This is a genomic window from Halovenus marina (assembly GCF_051414115.1).
In the GTDB taxonomy this organism is placed as follows: domain Archaea; phylum Halobacteriota; class Halobacteria; order Halobacteriales; family Haloarculaceae; genus Halovenus; species Halovenus marina.
Window position 1 is genome coordinate 310017 of the sequence record NZ_JBLKNZ010000001.1, and the last position, 16097, is coordinate 326113.

Consider the following 16097-nt stretch of genomic DNA (forward strand, 5'->3'; position numbering starts at 1 on the left):
TCGGAACGCAGTCGACGGCAGTGAAAAATGCTCGCAGACGGTGTTACTCGGGTGCTTCTTCGGCGCTCATCCCCGACCACTCCTCGAAGTCGACGTCGATGTCGAACAGCGAGAGCGTCCGTGCGGCGGTTCGGTCGATGATGTCGTCGATCGAGTCGGGGTTGTTGTAAAAGGAGGGAAATGGGGGATTGATAATTCCGCCAACGTCGGTGACTTCGAGCATGTTCTTCAGGTGGATCTTGTTGAGTGGCTTCTCTCTGGGCATGAGCACGAGCGTCCGTCGCTCTTTCAGCGTGACATCCGCTGCGCGCGTGATGAGGTTTCCCGAACTCCCGTGTGCGACATTCGAGAGCGTCTTCATCGAACACGGGGCGATCACCATCCCGGCAGTCTCGAACGAACCGCTCGACGGCGGTGCAGCGACGTCCTTGTACCCGTACTCGGCGTCGGCCAGGGCCTGCACCGCTTCGACGCTGTACTCGGATTCCTGTTTGATGTTTAGCTTGGCCGCACGCGAGAGAATCAGATGTGACTCGTACTCGAGTTCAGCGAGCAGTTCGAGAAGACGGATACCGTATATCTGACCGGTTGCTCCGGTGAGGGCCACGATGATTCTTTGTGACACGATATCGAGTCAAAGGGGCGATTCAGGTTAGTTCTTGTGCTCACTGGCCGACAGGGTGGAACCCAAATGGACAATACCGTCCGCGGCGGTCACTCTGTTGACTGTCGAATAGCTGATACCACTGGGCACCGGGCGTTCAGCAGGATCGACTGGGTCACGCTTCCAAACAGTGCCTTGCCCGTTGGCGACCGTTTGCGACCCGAAACGACGATGTACCGAGCGTCGTTCTCTTCGGCGTACGTGGTGATACGGTCCGCCGGAGCGCCCATGAGGCCAGCGCTTTCGTGGGGGACATCAAGGTCTTCCGCTGTCTCCGATGCGATACTTTTCGCGACTGACCGGACCTCGTCCATGTCGATCGAATCGCCCGATTCGACTGACGTTCGGCCCAGGTCGAGAAACTCAGACCGGGTCAGCACGTGCACGACGTGTACTGGTTCGTCGAACGCCTCGGCGAGCCGTTCGGCTTCGCTGACGACGGTGGCTGCTCGGTCTGATCGGTCGACTGCTGCGATGATCGTCATATGGAGTCATGTTTCCGACGCCTTTTATTAGTATCCCCAACCGTCTTCTTCCTATCATATCAGCTGGGGACGGCAGCGCAGCGCTCGCCATCACAGTTCATTAGTGTGGTAGATATGTACTGCATCGGACACAAACAGACAGGAACGTCAATTTCTACGCAGAAACCGGGCGACTGGAGTAGTATTCACCGGATAACCCTATCATTTATATTCATGGACATTCACCAAAACCGTATGCGCTCGAATGACACGCAGTCGGATGACCAGAACTCATCGAAGGGACCGCTGAGCAGACGGCGTTTACTCCAGAGTGCCGGGGTCGCCGGGACGCTCGGTATCGCCGGATGTATCTCGGATTCGGACGACGATGGCGGTGACGACGGAAGTGGTGACGACGGAAGTGGTGACGACGGAAGTGGTGACGACGGAAGTGGTGACGACGGAAGTGGTGACGACGGAAGCGGCGATGGGAGCGGGGATGGAAGCGGAGACGGAAGCGGAGACGGGAGTGGTGACGGAAGTGGTGACGGAAACGGCAACCCGCTTGAGGGTGAAACGGTAACGATCGGGGTTCTCAACCCGATCAGCGGCCCCTTCGCGCCACTGGGCGGCCCGCAGCGACAGGGGGCACAGGCTGGGGTCGAATACGTCAACAACTCCGACGAGTTCGACTTCGAGTTCGACGCGGTGTACGAGGACACGGAAACGGGGGCAGCAGTCGGTCGGCGGCGTGCAGAGCGTGTTGTCCAGCAAGACGGCGCGGACTTCATCGCCGGGTGTGCCAACTCCTCGGTCGCACTCGCAGTCTCGGAGTACTGTGGGAGCAACGAGATCGTGTACACGACTGGTGGAGCAGGGATGCAACTCACCGAGGGTAGCTGTAACCAGTACACGTTCCGAAACGAGACGAACGCAGCACAGCAGGCGTCTGGCGTCGCTCAGTGGATCCTCAACGAGGGCTACAGTAACGTCTGGATCCACACCGCAGACTACGCGTACGGGAACTCTGCGATGGAGGAGATCGAGCGCGCCCTGGAAGGATCTGATGCTGAGATCGTCGGCCGAACGGTTCCCTCACAGGGAACGAGCAACTTCGGATCGTACATCAGCCAGATCTCAAACTCTGACGCGGAGGTGCTCGCCGTCCCGCTCACTGGCGGCGACCTGGTCAACTTCATGGGGCAGGCGGCCGACGCGGGACTGAAAGACGAAGTCGACATCATCGGCACCGCAAACTTCGCCCGATTCGTTCGCGGAGCACTCGGCCCGGCCCTCGACGGCACCTACAGCGCCGCGCTGTACGACGCGTCGCTCGAGGAAGGCGACAATCAGGAGTTCGTCAGCATGTACAACGAGATGCACGGCAACCCACCGGGACACTTCGCCCGTGTCGGATTCGAGGCAGTGCGGCTGATCGCGAGGGGGATTCAGGCGGCAGGGTCGACCGACACGAGCGAGGTCGCGTCGACACTCGAAGGGCTCGAAGTCGAGACCGTTCTCGGCACGACCGCGTTCCGTGAGTGTGACCACCAGACCCCGAACCCGGTGTGGCCAGCCGAGGTCGCCCTGCCGAGCGAGGACGCAGAGATGACCGAACTCAACATCATCGAGAAAATCCCAAAGGAAACGACGACGCCGGACTGTACCGGCAACTGCGAGATGTGAACGGGCACCACTGACCACGCTGCGCTTTCAGATTGATTGATGAACTGCCCACAACGTATCCAAACGATGAACACAGGAACATAACACGATGGTATCACCAGCATTACTGTTTGAAATACTGCTTAACGGTCTCGTCATCGGGATGATCTACGTCCTGGCGGCAGCGGGGCTGGCCCTCATCTTCGGGGTCATGGACATCCTGAATCTCAGCCACGGGGAGTTGTTCGCACTCGGTGGGTATCTCGCCATTTCGATCGTCGGCTCGCTCGGAGCAGGGGTCGGGTTCTGGGTCGCGTTACTGGCGGCACCGATCGTCGTCGGCGTGATCGGAATGGCGATCGAACGGGTGACCTTGCGGCCACTGTACGGCCGCGGCCATCTCGACCAGGCGCTTGTCACCTTCGGGTTCTTGCTCATCATCTACGACGGCCTGGGGCTCATCTGGGGCAAGTCCAGAAGTGAAGTGATTTCGACACCCGGTCTGCTCGAGGGAACGATCGAGATCTTCGGGTTCAGCTATGCCGCATACAACTACTTCGTGCTAGCGCTCGGGACGGTGCTGGTGCTCCTGACGTGGGGCATGCTCAACTACACGAAGTTCGGACTCATCATCCGTGCGGGGTCACAAGACCGGAAGATGGTTGGTGACCTCGGAATCAACATCAACCGATACTATACGCTCCTGTTCGGGTTCGGGATGGCGCTTGCCGGTATCGGCGGCGTCGCCATGGGAGCGTACCAGACTGTCTCGCTGAGTCTCGGAAATTCGATTATCATCCCCGCGTTCGTCGTCGTGGTCATCGGCGGTCTCGGGAGCTTCAAAGGGGCCGTGTTCGGCGCGTTGCTCGTCGGCGTGCTGCAGAGTCTGATGTCGACGTACGTTCCGTTTTTCTCCGGTGTCGAAATTTTCCTCGTGATGATCGCCGTGCTCCTGATCAAACCACGGGGACTGTTCGGCAACCCTCACTGGGAGGTTCCGAGTTCGGACACTAACTTCCTCGCTGGCGTCCGGGGCGGCGTGTTCAACACGCAGACGCGGAAGTATCTCGGGGTTGGTGCGGTTGGATTGCTCGCACTCGTTCCGTTCGGCGCGGGCACGTTCTACTCGGCGTACTACGTCTCGCTGACCCAGGAGCTGATGATCTGGGCGCTGCTGGCGCTGAGTCTCGACCTCGTGATGGGCTATACGGGACTGATATCGCTCGGCCACGCGATGTTCTACGGGCTGGGTGCGTACACCGCCATGCTCGTGTTCATGCACCTGACGCCGTCGATACTCGTTGCGCTCGTAGCGGCGATTCTCATCTGTACGGTCGTGGCAATCGTCGTTGGACACCTCTCGATCAGGGTCACCGGTCCCTACTTCATCCTGATAACACTCGGGTTCGCAGAGCTGTTCTACGAGGGTGTCTCGAAGTTCGACTTCACCGGCGGCAGCAACGGACTCTTTGGCGTCGAGCGGAAGTTCGGGATCCCCGGAATGAGTGTTGACTTCCGGGAGATCGAAGTCGGCATGGAACCCATCGTGTTGTCCGGCGGCGAACTGTACTTCTACTTCGTGTTGATCTTCGTCGTACTCTCGTATCTGGTCGCACGGACGCTGATGAACGCGCCCTTCGGGAGCATCCTCCGGTCGGTCAAGGAAAACCAACAGCGAACCGAGTTCATGGGCTATGACGTCCGCGGCTACAAGCTTCGAGCGTTCACGATCAGCGGCGCGCTCGCCGGACTCGCTGGTGGCCTGTTCGCCGCTGTGCAGGGGTACGCGGACCCCTCGCTGTTCCACTGGCTCGTCTCCGGTGAACTCATCCTGATGGTCGTGCTCGGCGGGACCGGAACGCTGTACGGTCCCATGCTCGGCGCGGGCGTGTTCGTCGGGTTCTCCGACTTCATGTCTGGATATATCTCCTCGTGGCGACTCGTGCTCGGCGTCATGTTCGTCCTGTTCGTGCTGTTTCTCCCACGCGGACTGGTCTCGATCCCGGCACGCGTCAAGATGGTCTGGAACCGACGGCTCGGTGGCGGTGAAACAGTAACTGAACCCTCACCAGGAGGTGACGACTGATGGCAACGACAGAACAGACAGACGACGGACCGACGACGCGAGAGACGCGATCAGCCATCCTCGAAACGGACGACCTCACCAAGCGGTACGGTGAACTCGTCGCCGTCGACCACGCCAACCTCTCTGTCACCGACGGCCACTTCCACAGCATCATCGGTCCGAACGGTGCGGGCAAGACGACGCTGCTGGACCTGATCACGGGGCGGCGCAAACCGACCAGCGGGTCGATCCATTTCGACGGCGAGGACATCACGACCCTTCCCTCGGACGAACTCGTCCACAAAGGGATCGCACGGTCGTTTCAGATCACGAGCGTTCTGAGCGGCCTCTCCGTGTACGAGAACGTCCGCCTCGCGGTGCAGGCGATAAACTACCCTTCGCTTTCGCTGTTCGACTCCTACTTCAGAGGGTCGAGTCGACAACAGGAAATAAACGACCAGACGAACACGGTGCTCGAACAGATCGGACTCGACGACCAGGCGGACCAGGTCGCACAGAACCTCTCGTACGGCGACCGTCGGAAACTCGAAATCGGAATTGTGCTTGCGACCGACCCGAAACTCGTGTTGCTCGACGAACCGACCGCAGGGATGAGCGTCGACATGAAACACGAGACGATCGACCTGATCGAAGACGTGCTTGCGGACGCGACCGTCATCCTGATCGAACACGACGTCGAACTCGTGATGCAACTCTCAGACCGGATCACGGTACTCCACCAGGGGTCGATCCTCGCTGAGGGGACTCCTGATGAGATATCGAACAACAAACAGGTACAGAACGCATATCTCGGAGGGCACACCGATGAGTGACGACCGATTCGACGACGACCCGCTCCTGTCCGTTCGCGACCTGGTCGCGGGCTACGGGCTCGGAAACGTGTTGCGCGGGATCGACTTCGACGTCGGACGGGGCGAAGTCGTCACGCTGATCGGGCGCAACGGTGCTGGAAAGACGACGACACTGGAGAGCATTCTCGGAAACGTGCCCGAGATGACCGGCGAGATCCACTTCAACGGGGTCGACATCTCGAAGCAAAGCAACGACAAGACGATCCGGGAAGGGATCGCGTACGTCCCGGAAGAACGACGTGTCTTCCCCGGACTCACGATCCGCGAGAATCTCGAAGTCGCACAGACGCCCGTCGACAGTGCTGACGCCCGCGACATCGACGACGCAATCGACATGTTCGAGAACCTCCGCGAGAACAGGGGGAGTCTCGGCAGCGAACTGAGCGGCGGCGAACAGCAGATGCTCGCAATCGCGCGGGCGCTGGTCAGCGGTGCCGACCTGCTGATGCTCGACGAACCCACGGAGGGGCTTGCTCCCTTCATCGTTCGCTCCGTCGAGGAGACCATCGAACGACTCAACGACGAAGGACTCACCATTCTGCTCGTCGAACAGAACGTCCAGGTAGCGATGAACGTCGCCGACCATCACTACGTGCTCAACGAGGGCGAAATCGTCTACGAGGGCACCTCTGAGGAGTTGTCCGAGAGTCAGGACATCCTCGACGAGTACTTCGGGGTCACCTCCTGACCGAGAGCGCACACCCCGCTTTGGGGATCGGCCGCTTTTTGTGGCAGAACGTTCAAGTAACGCCTATGGACGTTTCCGCAATCGACCACGTCAACATCAGAATCCCGACGGATGGCGTCGAAGACGCAGTCGCATTCTACCGTGACGCGCTCGGCTTCGAACCCGAGAACCTCGACCGATTCCGCGACGGCGAGCGGACGATCTTCTCGTTTCGACTGAACGAGGACGCGATCATCCACGTCCGGCCGGTCGATACCTTCTCGCCGCCGGACGGCGAAGGGTTCGACCACTTCGCAATCGTCGTCGACGAACCGATCGAGGCGGTTCGCGAGCGACTCGACGACGCCGGTATCGAGATCGAACGGGACGGGAACCCGCTGGGCGCGACCGGGCGCGCACCGGCCGTCTACGTCCGTGACCCCTTCGGCTTCCTGATCGAGATCAAGACGAGCGAACCGGCCGAATAACGCTAGTCCGAGGTGGCCGCTCGTTCAGCGATCATCTCCTCGGCTTTTCCCGCCCAGTCACCCCACAGGAAGCCCGCGAGGACGACCAGCGACCACCAGACGTAGGTGAGAACCATCCCGGCGTAGATGCCGATCAGCCCGAAATCGAGGACGACTGCGGTGAGATACGAGAAGCCGAGCATGAAGCCGAAGGAGCCGGTGACTCGGGCGTAGAGGGGCGTTCGGGTGTCGCCAGCGCCGCGCAACGCGCCGGAGATCGGGAAGAAGATGCCGACGAAAAACAGCAGGACGCCGAAGGCCCGCGTGAAGTTCGTCGCGTACCCGACGGTCACGGGGTCGTTGGTGAACAGGGTGGCGAGGTGACCCGCCGTCGCGATCAGAACGAGACCGCCGGTTCCGAGCGTCAGCAGGCCAAGCGCCATGATCGACAGCCCGGAAAAGCGTGCCTGCTCGGGGTCACCCTCGCCGAGTCGCTGTCCGACCACGATGCTCGCGGCGGTGCCGTAGGACCGGTACAGCGGCCCCGTCGTCTGGTGGTAGAGCCGACGCCCGATGTGATAGCCAGCGTTCACCTCGGTGCCGAAGACGAGCAACAGCGCGTTGAACGGATAGCTCACGATAGAAGTGGACATCCCTTCAGCGATGTTCGGAGCGGAGACGGCGACGAGTTGTTTGGTGATCGTCGGGTCGGCCGACCACTCGTAGCCCAGTTCTGTCCGGTCGCTCGCGATTGCGAGCGCGACGGCGATTGCCTCTGCCGTTCGGCTGACCGCCGTCGCGAGCGCGACGCCAGCGACCCCGTACTGTGGAACCAGCCAGACGCCGAGTCCGAGCACGATCGACAGCAGGATGTTCAACACGTTCGCGCCAGCGTTGATGTACATCGGGGTGACCGTATCACCGGTGCCCTGTAGCGCCCGCGACCCGGCCAGTGCGACGATTCGCATCGGAGAGGCGGCGAAGATGATCAGCAGGTACAGGCCGCCGATCCGGATGACATCGGGGCCAGAGCCGAGAATCGACATCGCAAAATCGCTCAAGAGGTACCCGAGGATGATAAGCGGAATCCCGAGTGCGAATCCGATCGCCATCGCCTGTGTGGTCGCCCGGTCACGAGTCAGTTCCGCGCCCCGTCCCGTGTCCTGACTGGAGAGCGCAATCGCGCCCGCACCGAGTCCGGAGCCAAAGCGCATCGGGATCTGTGCGTACAGGTCGGCGATCCCGACGGCAGCGACCGCGGCCGGTGAGAACAGCCCCGTGATCAGGAGGTCGACTGTCCGCATCAGCGTCGAGAGCGTTTGCTGGACTGCAACGGGCCAGGCGAGCGAAATCGTCTCCCGCCAGACCGCGACGACGCGACTTCGCAGACCCATACCTGAAAGTACAACGAGTGAACGAAAGAGCGTGTCGATACTTACTCACCCAGTTGCAGACTGTGGGATTTCTCGCCGGGTTTTAAGATGACAAACTGTGAAGGTTCTTCCTATGGCACCCGACGACAGACCAGTCCGCGGCAATCAGATGACCGAGGACGAACTGGACGACGCGCTCAGAGAACTGACACACGGGACACTCTCGCTCGCGCGAGACGGGGAGGCCTACGGCGTCCCCATCTCCTTTGGCTACGACGGCGAGCGGATCTTCCTGTACCTGATCCAGTTCGGTGACCGGAGCAAAAAGATCGAATTCAGCGAGCAGACAGAGACGGCGTCGCTCGCGGCCTACGAGGCGAACTCCCGCTTCGACTGGAAGAGCGTCATCGTCACCGGGTCGCTTCACGAACTCGACGAGGACGAGGTCGAGCACATGGACGAGGTGATGGACGACAACGCGTGGCATCCCAGCCTCTATGCGAGTGCGAGAGACGAGACGATGACGGGGATCCGACGCCTCGAACTCCGGATCGACAGCGCGACCGGGCGACACGGCGAGGAGCATCTGGCGTAACACTCCGATCGGTCGCCCTACCCGTAGATCGTTATCGCCAGCACGCCAAGCACCACCGTCGTCGCTGCGGCAGCGACCTTCCACGTGACCCGTTCGAGGCGTTCGGGGAGCAACACTGCAGAGAGCACGACGGTGAACAGCGTGCTCGTCGTCAGGACGGGGATGATCACGTTCACCGGGGCCATCTCCAGTGCGACGTAGTAGCCGACGAGAAAAACCGTGTTCGCGAGACCAGCGAAGACGAACCACCGGGTGTTCTTCGACTGCAACACCGTCGTGCTCGGAAGCGCACCCTGCAGTCGCAAGTAGAGGGTGAAACTGACCGTCGCAGCCGTCGTCTTGACCACGAGGCCGACGGGCGATGGCGTCCCCTCGCCGAAGCCAACCGACGCGAAGATCGGTTCGCTCCCGTAGGCGACGGCCGCACCGAACGGGATCAGGAGTCCGAGCAGCAGGTTCTTTCGAGAGAGGTTGTCGGGGTTGCTGTGACTCGTCTCCCATGCGATCAGCGAGACGCCACCGACGATACAGACGATGGCGACGGCGTGTATCTCGTTGAGGGTTTCCCCGAGCAGGAGAACGCCGAATATCGTCGCGAACAGCGTCTGCGAGGCGATGATCGGGATGGTTCGGCTCGCGCCGATTTTGTCGATGCTCGTGTACATGAGTGCGCGACCGAGGAGGGTGCCGAACAGCCCCGCACCAATAAAGGACACCCACGACGCTTGCGTGAGTCCGTAGTCGGGATAGTAGACGAGCACGACGGCGGGCAACAGAACGAGCGTGTTCACGAGCATCACCACGATCACCCCATCCAGCGGCTTGCCGCCGTCGGTCCCTTTCCGAATGAAGATACTCTGAAACCCGTTGGAGACGGAGGCGACCAGAGCGAGTCCGATGGCGAGCAGATGGGTCGATTCAAGCATACAGCGTCCTCACAGATACATCGCGTTTCTTCTCATGACAGTACTCCAGCGTGACGGTCTGATAGATGTCAGAACCGTATGGCTGGACGTGTCTTGAGTGTTCTGTCTCTGCAGACGATCGTTTCGCTAGAGGCACAGAAACGTGACACTCGAGGTTACACGAGAGTATATCTGACCGACCCACGTACCGGCGGTATGGACGAAACGGAGCAACTGGCGAGGTTCGCGGCGGAACTCGACGCCGCGTCGATACCGGACGACGTGCTCGACCGAGCGAGGGTTCAGATTGCGGATACGATCGGCGTTGCACTCCACACGACGACACAACCCTACGGCGAGCAGATCCGGTCGTACGTGGACACGGCGATGTCCGGTGACGCCGTGACGGTGCTCGGCGGCGGGGCGGCGAGTCCGACCGGTGGGGCGTTCGCGAACGGCGCCTTCGCTCACGCGAACGACTACGACGACACCTTCGAGTCGATCATCATTCATCCGAGTGCGTCGGTCGTCCCGGCCGCGTTCGCCGTGGCGGAGACGACTGAAGCAGACGCCGAGACGCTGCTGACTGGCTACGTCGCAGGCATCGAGACGACGTTCCGGGTCGGGCACGCGACCTATCCGGGCCACTACACTAACGGCTGGCACAGCACCGGAACCATCGGGTCGTTCGGGGCGGCGGCCGCCGCAGCAACCGTCTTCGGGTTTGACACGGCTGAACTCCAGCGCGCGTTCGGCGTCGTCGCCTCGGGGTCGTCGGCCCTGCTTCGCAACGCCGGGACGATGATGAAGCCGGTTCATCCGGCACACGCCGCCCGGATGGGCGTCGAGGCGGCCCTGCTCGTTCGTGAGGGGATCACCGCCGACGAACAGATACTCTCGGGCGAGCGCGGCTATGGGGCGGTGATGACGCCCGACGACAGCTACGACCCGGAACCGATCACCGACGGGCTGGGGTCCGAGTGGGCCGCCCGGGATCTGGGGATCAAGCCCTACCCGTGCGGGCGGATCATGCACGCGGCGATGGAGGAACTGCGGGAGCTACGACAGGAACAACAGCTGCAGGCCGAGAACGTCGAATCCATCGTCGTCGCGCTCGACGACGCGGCGTCGGACGTGATGACCTACGAGCGACCGACAGACGAGTTCGAGGCCCGCGCGTCTATCGAGTTCGGCCTCGCCGCCGTGCTGCGGGCGGGCGACGCTGGCGTCGACGAGTTCACGACCGAGTACATCACCGACGAGCGGACGCGAGCGGTGATGGAGCGTGTCGAGCGGGACTTCGAGGCCAATCTCTTCGGTGACGGGTTCGGGAACTACGGGGCGAAGCTAGTCGTCACGACGACCGAGGGGGAGCGCTTCGAGCGCGAACGCCGACAGATCCCCGGAAGCCCGGACGATCCGCTCTCGGAATCTCGCCGATTCGAGAAGTTCCGAAACTGCGCAGAGGGGGCGCTCGACGCCGAAGCCATTCGACAGGCCTACGACGCAATCGTTGGTCTGGGCGGCGAGAGCGACGTCGACGACGTGCTCGCGCTCGTATCCAGGTAGCCCGTCCAGAAACGAGTACAGAGTCCGGACTACTGAAACGCCGGGAGCACTTCGTCGGCGGTCAGTTCCATCATCGAGTGGAGGTGGTCGAAGGAGTTGCGCATATCGAGGACGACGTGCTCGAAGCCGCGGTCGACGAGCGCCTGAATGTCCTCGATACACCGCTCGGGGTCACCGGCGACGTAACTGCCCCTGATGTCTTCGAGCGTCTCGTGGTCGGTTCTGAGAATGTTGTTCACGTCGTCGACGAGTTCGTCGGCATTCAGATGTGAGAGCGCCGTCTCGGTGTCCTCGGCGACGCTGTAGATCGTCAGATACCCCAGGTCGAGCGAGCGGTCGTGTTCGGCTTCGAGGTCGCTGAGTTGGGCGAGTCGCTGGTCGAGTTTCTCGTAGGTCATCCGCCCGGGGAACCAGCCGTCGGCGTACTCGACGGCACGGCGAACGGCAAACGGCGACAGGCCGCCGTACCAGAGCGGCAAGTCACCCTCGGGACGTGGGTCGAGGGTGACGTTCTCGAAGGCGTAGTGCTCGCCCTCGTAGTCGACGTCGGTCCCGTTGAGCGTTCGCTCCAGAATTTCGAGTTGCTCCTCGACCAGATCCCCGCGGTCATCGAAGGGGATGTCGACGGCGTCGAACTCGCCTTTGAAGGTTCCGGCCCCGATGGCAGCGATCACGTCGCCCGTCGAGAGGTAGTCGAGCGTGCCGAGACACTGGCTGAGTTTCAGCGGGTGGCGGTGGGGGTTCAGACTCCCCGTCGCGAGCGTCAGGTCGTCGGTCACCGCGGCGATGTAGGTGAGCGTCTGTATCGCCTCGACCAGCCGCTTTTCGACGATTCCGCCGTGTTCCTGGTGTTCCGGTGGCACGTAGAGGTGGTCACGAACCCACACCGAGTCGAACCCGAGTTCTTCCGCCAGCGTTGCGGTCTCGACGATGAATTCTCTGTCACAGTCCGGCCCGAAGTGGGGCAACATGATTCCGAAAGACGGCGCTGTCGTCATCGATAGTACCCTCGGCTCCCAGGCAATTATAGATTGTGTCAGTCAGAGTGTGTCGACGTCTCGCCGTCGGCCGAGGTCGGACTCGCCTCCACGTCCTGACAGGCCTCGATGGCGTCGAGAATCTTCTCGTAGCCCGTACAGCGACAGACGTTCCCCTTGATCGCCTTCTTGGCCTCCGCCCGGTCGAACGTCTCCGTCTCCGAGAGAAAGTCCACCGTCGCCATGACGAACCCCGGCGTGCAGTAGCCACACTGGACGGCGAACTCGTCGACGAAGGCTTGCTGGACGGGGTGCAGTTCCCCCTCGGCACCGAGGTCAGTGACGGTGCGAACGCTGGAGCCGTCCACCTTCGGAGCCATGACGAGGCAGGACTTCACCGCGGACCCGTCGAGCAACACCGTACAGACGCCACAGCGACCGCTCCGACAGCCACGCTTGACCTCGTAGCTGTCGAGTTCCTCGCGGAGCAGTTCACGCAGTGACCGATCCGGGCGCGTTTCGACCGTCACCGATTCGCCGTTGAGTTCGAAGTTGATCGTTGTCGTCATGAAAGGGTACCTCCTGCTCGCTCGATTGCGGCCCTGATACTCCGGGATATGAGTGTTTTCGCAACCGACTGCACGTACGACGCGGAGGAGAGCGTCGTCTGCGGGTCGATATCGCCGTCGAGGTGGGCGACGGCCTCATCGACAGTCTGCTGGGTCGCTGGCGCGCCGTCGAGCGCCCGTTCGACTGCAGGCGCGGTTGCGCCCGTCTCACCGACCGCGGCGAGACCGACTCGGGCGGAGTCGATCCGGTCACCTGACGGGGACAGCGAGACGGTTGTTCCGACACCAGCGACCGTCCAGCCACCGGCGACGTTCGTCTGTTTCCGGTAGTCGCCGCCGCGGCGGTTCTCGGACGACGGCACCGGAATCTCGACCCGTTCGATGAGTTCCTCGGTGTCGAGTTCGACCGGCGCAAGCCCGAGGAAGTTCGTCCGCCCGCCGCGAATCTCCTCGTCGAGGGTCGCGTTCTGATACAACTCCGCCACGTCGACGCGGCGGGTTCCGTCTGCGGAACCGATCACGACCGTCGCGTCGAGGCAGTACAGCACCGGAATCAGATCGAGTGCGGTCTGTCCCGACGCGAGCGCACCGCCGACGGTCCCCATCGCTCGCACCTGCCGGTCGGCAATTCCCTCGACGGTGTCACCGATGATCGGATAGTAACTGCCCACTTCACTATCCAGCAGGTCACGGTAGGTCACCGCGCTCCCGATGGTGACTAGCTCTGCGTCGAGGTCGAGACGGGTCAGTTCGGGCACGTCCGAGATGTCGACGGCGTGGTCGAGGTCGACGACGCCCTCCCGGACGAGCGGAAGGAGCGTCTGGCCGCCGCCCACGACAGTCGCCTCGGGATCGCGGGCGAGCAGCTGCTTTGCTGTGTCGAGACTCTCTGGACGGCTGTAAGAGTCAGTGCTCATCGGTCTGCCTCCCTCGATTCTGTCGCTCCTGTGTCGTCATTCATCGCCTCGTGGACGCGCTCGGCGGTCGCTGGCGCGACGGGAAGCCGTGCGTCGACAGCGTCCCGGACTGCGTTCAGGATGGCTGGGGCGACGGGTGGCTGTGACGGCGTGCCGACGCCTTTCGCACCGTACGGGCCGGTCTCCTCGTTGGTCTCGACGATCACGCACTCGTGCGTTTCGGGCATCTCGGCGGGCGAGGCCACGGAGTAGTCAGCGAGCGTCGCGTTGGTCGGGACGCCGCCGCGGTCACGAAGGTCGGAACAGAGCGCGAACTCGATGCCGTGCAGCGTCGCGCCTTCGAGTTGCCCCTCGACCATCCGCGGATTGATGGCGAATCCGACGTCCTGTGCGGCGACGAAGGTTAGCACGTCGACCTGCCCGGTGTCCGGGTCGACGGCGACTTCGGCGAAGTGTGCGCCGTAGGAGGGGGGCGCGCCGTGGGTCGTCGCGCGACCGACGACGGCGAGTTCCTCGTCGAGCAGCGTCTCGAAGGCAAGCGTCCCGTCCGGGGCGTGAACGCTCCCGTCTTCGACCCACACGTCAGCGACCGTACAGCCGAGCGTCTCGGCAGCGCGCGCGAGCAGTTCGTCTTCGAGTTGCTCGCCAGCGTCTCTGACCGCTGCTCCGATGATGTACGTCGACCGGGACGCGACCGCGCCCAGCGAGTCTTCGAGCGGTTCGGACGCCGGATACCGTTCGACGCGGATCGACTCGGTGTCGATACCGGTCTCCTGTGCGGCGATCTGTGCCATCACCGTATCGGAGCCCTGACCGATCTCGACCCCGGCCGCGCTGACCAGCAGCGTGCCGTCGGGGCGAAGCGTGAGACGCGCCTCGGTGACGTCGATTCTGTCCGACCCGGAACCAGTGGTGTGGGTTCCGAGGCCGACGCCGCGGCCGACGAGATGGTCGGCGGAACTCTCGGCAGTCGTCAGTCGCTCGAACGCCTCCTGCCCCCGTGCGAGACACTCGTCGGCGCCGTAACTCGCGACCGGATCGTCGCCATTCGAGCGCGGTTCGTCCGCTCCGAGCGTGTTCCGCCGTCTGAACTCGACCGGGTCGATCCCGACTGCTTCGGCCGCCTCGTCGACGATCGATTCCACGGCGAACGTCGCCTGCGTGACGCCGATACCGCGGTATTCACCGGCCGGGAGGTTGTTAGTGAACACCGAGACGCCCTCGAACTCGTAGTTCGGAACCCGATACAGGTCCAGAACGCGGTCCCGGCCGTTCGAGAGGACGATGTGACCGACGCCGTTTGGATAGGCACCGGTGTCGGCGACGACGTTCGTCCGGAGCGCCCGGATCTCGCCGTCGGCGCTGACGCCCATCGTGAGCGTCCACTCCGTCTTGTGGCGGGTCTCCCCGGCCAGAAACTCCTCCTTGCGCGTAAATTCGAGGCGAACGGGGCGATCCGTTTCGAGCGAGAGGGAGGCCGCGACGGGTTCGAACGTAATCTTCGGGAGCGACCGACCGCCAAAACTCGACGACGGTGCTGGTGGAACGGTGATCTCGACGCGCTCGTGGTCGAGACCGAGAAAGTCGCCGAGTTCCTCTCTCGCTTCCGTGACGTTCCCGAGCGTCGTCTCGATGTGGAGGGTCTCGTCTGTCCACTCGACGACACAGCAGTGCGTGTCCAGATTGCAATGGGCGAGTCGGGGCGTCGTGTAGGTGGCTTCGACGACGTGGTCCGCCTCGGCCATGGCGGCGTCGACGTCGCCGTGTTCGTCGGCGTGGTAATCGTCGATGTTCTGGACGTACGCCTCGTTGTCGACGTCGACCGGGTGCTGGCGGTGCTGCTCGTAGTCTGGAGTGTTCTCCTGAACGGTCGGCGCGCCCGACCGGACCGCGACGGTCGGGTCGAGGGCCGGTTCGAGTTGGTCGATTTCGTACGCGATGTCGTCGAGTGCGTCGAGTGCAGTCTCCCGGTCGGTGGCGGCGACGGCGGCGATGACGTCACCGACGTAGCGCACCCTTTCGTCGAAGATACCCTGAAGCTCCTCGCGTGCGAGTGCGGCCTCGACTCCATCGCGAGCGAGCGCGTCGGTCGTATCCACCCCTCGGATCTGTCCGTGCGGAACGTCGGAACGCAGCACCGCCGCGTGCAGCATCGACTCTCGCGAGATGTCAGAGCCGTACTCTGCCTCACCGCGGACCTTCCGTTCGGCGTCGACCCGTTTCGTCGCCGTCCCGACGATGTTTCGTGTCCGTCGCTGCCCAGCCTGTGTCCCTGTGGCCTGGCTTCCCGTAGACTGCTCGCTGGGCGGGCTATTCGAACTCACGCCC

The 16097-nt window shown here is 62.7% G+C and carries 15 protein-coding genes; 7 read left to right on the plus strand and 8 right to left on the minus strand.

The features are described from left to right. Positions 1-43: 43 nt before the first annotated feature. A complete protein-coding gene (locus tag ACMGFL_RS01645; protein ID WP_436933791.1) occupies positions 44-625 on the minus strand; it encodes a UbiX family flavin prenyltransferase in 582 nt (193 codons plus the stop codon). 89 nt (positions 626-714) lie between these two features. Next, complete coding sequence (locus ACMGFL_RS01650) at positions 715-1149, minus strand: universal stress protein (protein WP_436933792.1); 435 nt, start codon at positions 1147-1149, stop codon at positions 715-717. 234 nt (positions 1150-1383) lie between these two features. Here ACMGFL_RS01650 and ACMGFL_RS01655 point away from each other — a divergent pair, with 234 nt between their 5' ends. The 5 genes from ACMGFL_RS01655 to ACMGFL_RS01675 all read left to right on the plus strand — a co-directional run bounded on the left by ACMGFL_RS01655 (position 1384) and on the right by ACMGFL_RS01675 (position 6885). Then, positions 1384-2814: an ABC transporter substrate-binding protein gene (locus ACMGFL_RS01655; protein WP_436933793.1), complete on the plus strand. Its 1431-nt coding sequence runs from the start codon at positions 1384-1386 to the stop codon at positions 2812-2814. Between the two features lie 88 nt (positions 2815-2902). Beyond that, positions 2903-4879 (plus strand): ABC transporter permease, encoded by a 1977-nt coding sequence (locus ACMGFL_RS01660; RefSeq protein ID WP_436933794.1) that lies wholly within the window; start codon positions 2903-2905, stop codon positions 4877-4879. After that, complete coding sequence (locus ACMGFL_RS01665) at positions 4879-5691, plus strand: ABC transporter ATP-binding protein (RefSeq protein ID WP_436933795.1); 813 nt, start codon at positions 4879-4881, stop codon at positions 5689-5691. Before ACMGFL_RS01660 ends, ACMGFL_RS01665 begins: the two co-directional genes overlap by 1 nt. Next, positions 5684-6418 (plus strand): ABC transporter ATP-binding protein, encoded by a 735-nt coding sequence (locus ACMGFL_RS01670; protein WP_436933796.1) that lies wholly within the window; start codon positions 5684-5686, stop codon positions 6416-6418. The genes ACMGFL_RS01665 and ACMGFL_RS01670 overlap by 8 nt, the downstream gene beginning before the upstream one ends. Before the next feature lie 65 nt (positions 6419-6483). Then, positions 6484-6885, plus strand: coding sequence for a VOC family protein (locus ACMGFL_RS01675; protein ID WP_436933797.1), 402 nt, complete (start codon positions 6484-6486; stop codon positions 6883-6885). 2 nt (positions 6886-6887) lie between these two features. Here ACMGFL_RS01675 and ACMGFL_RS01680 read toward each other — a convergent pair whose 3' ends face one another. Next, positions 6888-8258 carry an MATE family efflux transporter gene (locus ACMGFL_RS01680; RefSeq protein WP_436933798.1) on the minus strand — a complete coding sequence of 457 codons (1371 nt, stop codon included), beginning with the start codon at positions 8256-8258 and terminating at the stop codon, positions 6888-6890. A 112-nt stretch (positions 8259-8370) separates the two neighbouring features. On the opposite strand from ACMGFL_RS01680, the gene ACMGFL_RS01685 reads away from it, so the two are divergent. Continuing rightward, on the plus strand, positions 8371-8832 hold the full coding sequence (locus ACMGFL_RS01685) for a pyridoxamine 5'-phosphate oxidase family protein (protein ID WP_436933799.1): 462 nt from the start codon (positions 8371-8373) through the stop codon (positions 8830-8832). A gap of 17 nt (positions 8833-8849) precedes the next feature. Here the strand turns inward: ACMGFL_RS01685 and ACMGFL_RS01690 are convergent, their stop codons facing one another. Beyond that, complete coding sequence (locus ACMGFL_RS01690; protein WP_436933800.1) at positions 8850-9758, minus strand: DMT family transporter; 909 nt, start codon at positions 9756-9758, stop codon at positions 8850-8852. Positions 9759-9953: 195 nt separating this feature from the next. Here ACMGFL_RS01690 and ACMGFL_RS01695 point away from each other — a divergent pair, with 195 nt between their 5' ends. Beyond that, on the plus strand, positions 9954-11306 hold the full coding sequence (locus ACMGFL_RS01695; RefSeq protein ID WP_436933801.1) for an MmgE/PrpD family protein: 1353 nt from the start codon (positions 9954-9956) through the stop codon (positions 11304-11306). A gap of 29 nt (positions 11307-11335) precedes the next feature. On the opposite strand, the gene ACMGFL_RS01700 is transcribed toward ACMGFL_RS01695, so the two are convergent. Genes ACMGFL_RS01700 through ACMGFL_RS01715 form a run of 4 tightly spaced genes read right to left on the minus strand, consistent with a single transcriptional unit; the run spans position 11336 to position 16093 of the window. Continuing rightward, positions 11336-12304 carry an LLM class flavin-dependent oxidoreductase gene (locus ACMGFL_RS01700; RefSeq protein ID WP_436933802.1) on the minus strand — a complete coding sequence of 323 codons (969 nt, stop codon included), beginning with the start codon at positions 12302-12304 and terminating at the stop codon, positions 11336-11338. Between the two features lie 38 nt (positions 12305-12342). Beyond that, positions 12343-12852, minus strand: a complete 510-nt coding sequence (locus ACMGFL_RS01705; protein WP_436933803.1) for a (2Fe-2S)-binding protein — start codon at positions 12850-12852, stop codon at positions 12343-12345. Next, positions 12849-13769, minus strand: coding sequence for an FAD binding domain-containing protein (locus ACMGFL_RS01710; RefSeq protein ID WP_436933804.1), 921 nt, complete (start codon positions 13767-13769; stop codon positions 12849-12851). Before ACMGFL_RS01710 ends, ACMGFL_RS01705 begins: the two co-directional genes overlap by 4 nt. Beyond that, positions 13766-16093 (minus strand): xanthine dehydrogenase family protein molybdopterin-binding subunit, encoded by a 2328-nt coding sequence (locus tag ACMGFL_RS01715; RefSeq protein WP_436933805.1) that lies wholly within the window; start codon positions 16091-16093, stop codon positions 13766-13768. Before ACMGFL_RS01715 ends, ACMGFL_RS01710 begins: the two co-directional genes overlap by 4 nt. Positions 16094-16097: the final 4 nt, after the last annotated feature.

Excerpts from the sequence above, each read along its gene's own strand:
- ACMGFL_RS01685 (WP_436933799.1), top strand. The coding sequence starts at position 8,371 with ATGGCACCCGACGACAGACCAGTCCGCGGCAATCAGATGACCGAGGAC.
- ACMGFL_RS01700 (WP_436933802.1), bottom strand. The coding sequence starts at position 12,304 with ATGACGACAGCGCCGTCTTTCGGAATCATGTTGCCCCACTTCGGGCCG.
- ACMGFL_RS01705 (WP_436933803.1), bottom strand. The coding sequence starts at position 12,852 with ATGACGACAACGATCAACTTCGAACTCAACGGCGAATCGGTGACGGTC.
- ACMGFL_RS01665 (WP_436933795.1), top strand. The coding sequence starts at position 4,879 with ATGGCAACGACAGAACAGACAGACGACGGACCGACGACGCGAGAGACG.
- ACMGFL_RS01670 (WP_436933796.1), top strand. The coding sequence starts at position 5,684 with ATGAGTGACGACCGATTCGACGACGACCCGCTCCTGTCCGTTCGCGAC.
- ACMGFL_RS01660 (WP_436933794.1), top strand. The coding sequence starts at position 2,903 with ATGGTATCACCAGCATTACTGTTTGAAATACTGCTTAACGGTCTCGTC.
- ACMGFL_RS01675 (WP_436933797.1), top strand. The coding sequence starts at position 6,484 with ATGGACGTTTCCGCAATCGACCACGTCAACATCAGAATCCCGACGGAT.
- ACMGFL_RS01690 (WP_436933800.1), bottom strand. The coding sequence starts at position 9,758 with ATGCTTGAATCGACCCATCTGCTCGCCATCGGACTCGCTCTGGTCGCC.
- ACMGFL_RS01710 (WP_436933804.1), bottom strand. The coding sequence starts at position 13,769 with ATGAGCACTGACTCTTACAGCCGTCCAGAGAGTCTCGACACAGCAAAG.
- ACMGFL_RS01695 (WP_436933801.1), top strand. The coding sequence starts at position 9,954 with ATGGACGAAACGGAGCAACTGGCGAGGTTCGCGGCGGAACTCGACGCC.
- ACMGFL_RS01680 (WP_436933798.1), bottom strand. The coding sequence starts at position 8,258 with ATGGGTCTGCGAAGTCGCGTCGTCGCGGTCTGGCGGGAGACGATTTCG.
- ACMGFL_RS01655 (WP_436933793.1), top strand. The coding sequence starts at position 1,384 with ATGCGCTCGAATGACACGCAGTCGGATGACCAGAACTCATCGAAGGGA.
- ACMGFL_RS01650 (WP_436933792.1), bottom strand. The coding sequence starts at position 1,149 with ATGACGATCATCGCAGCAGTCGACCGATCAGACCGAGCAGCCACCGTC.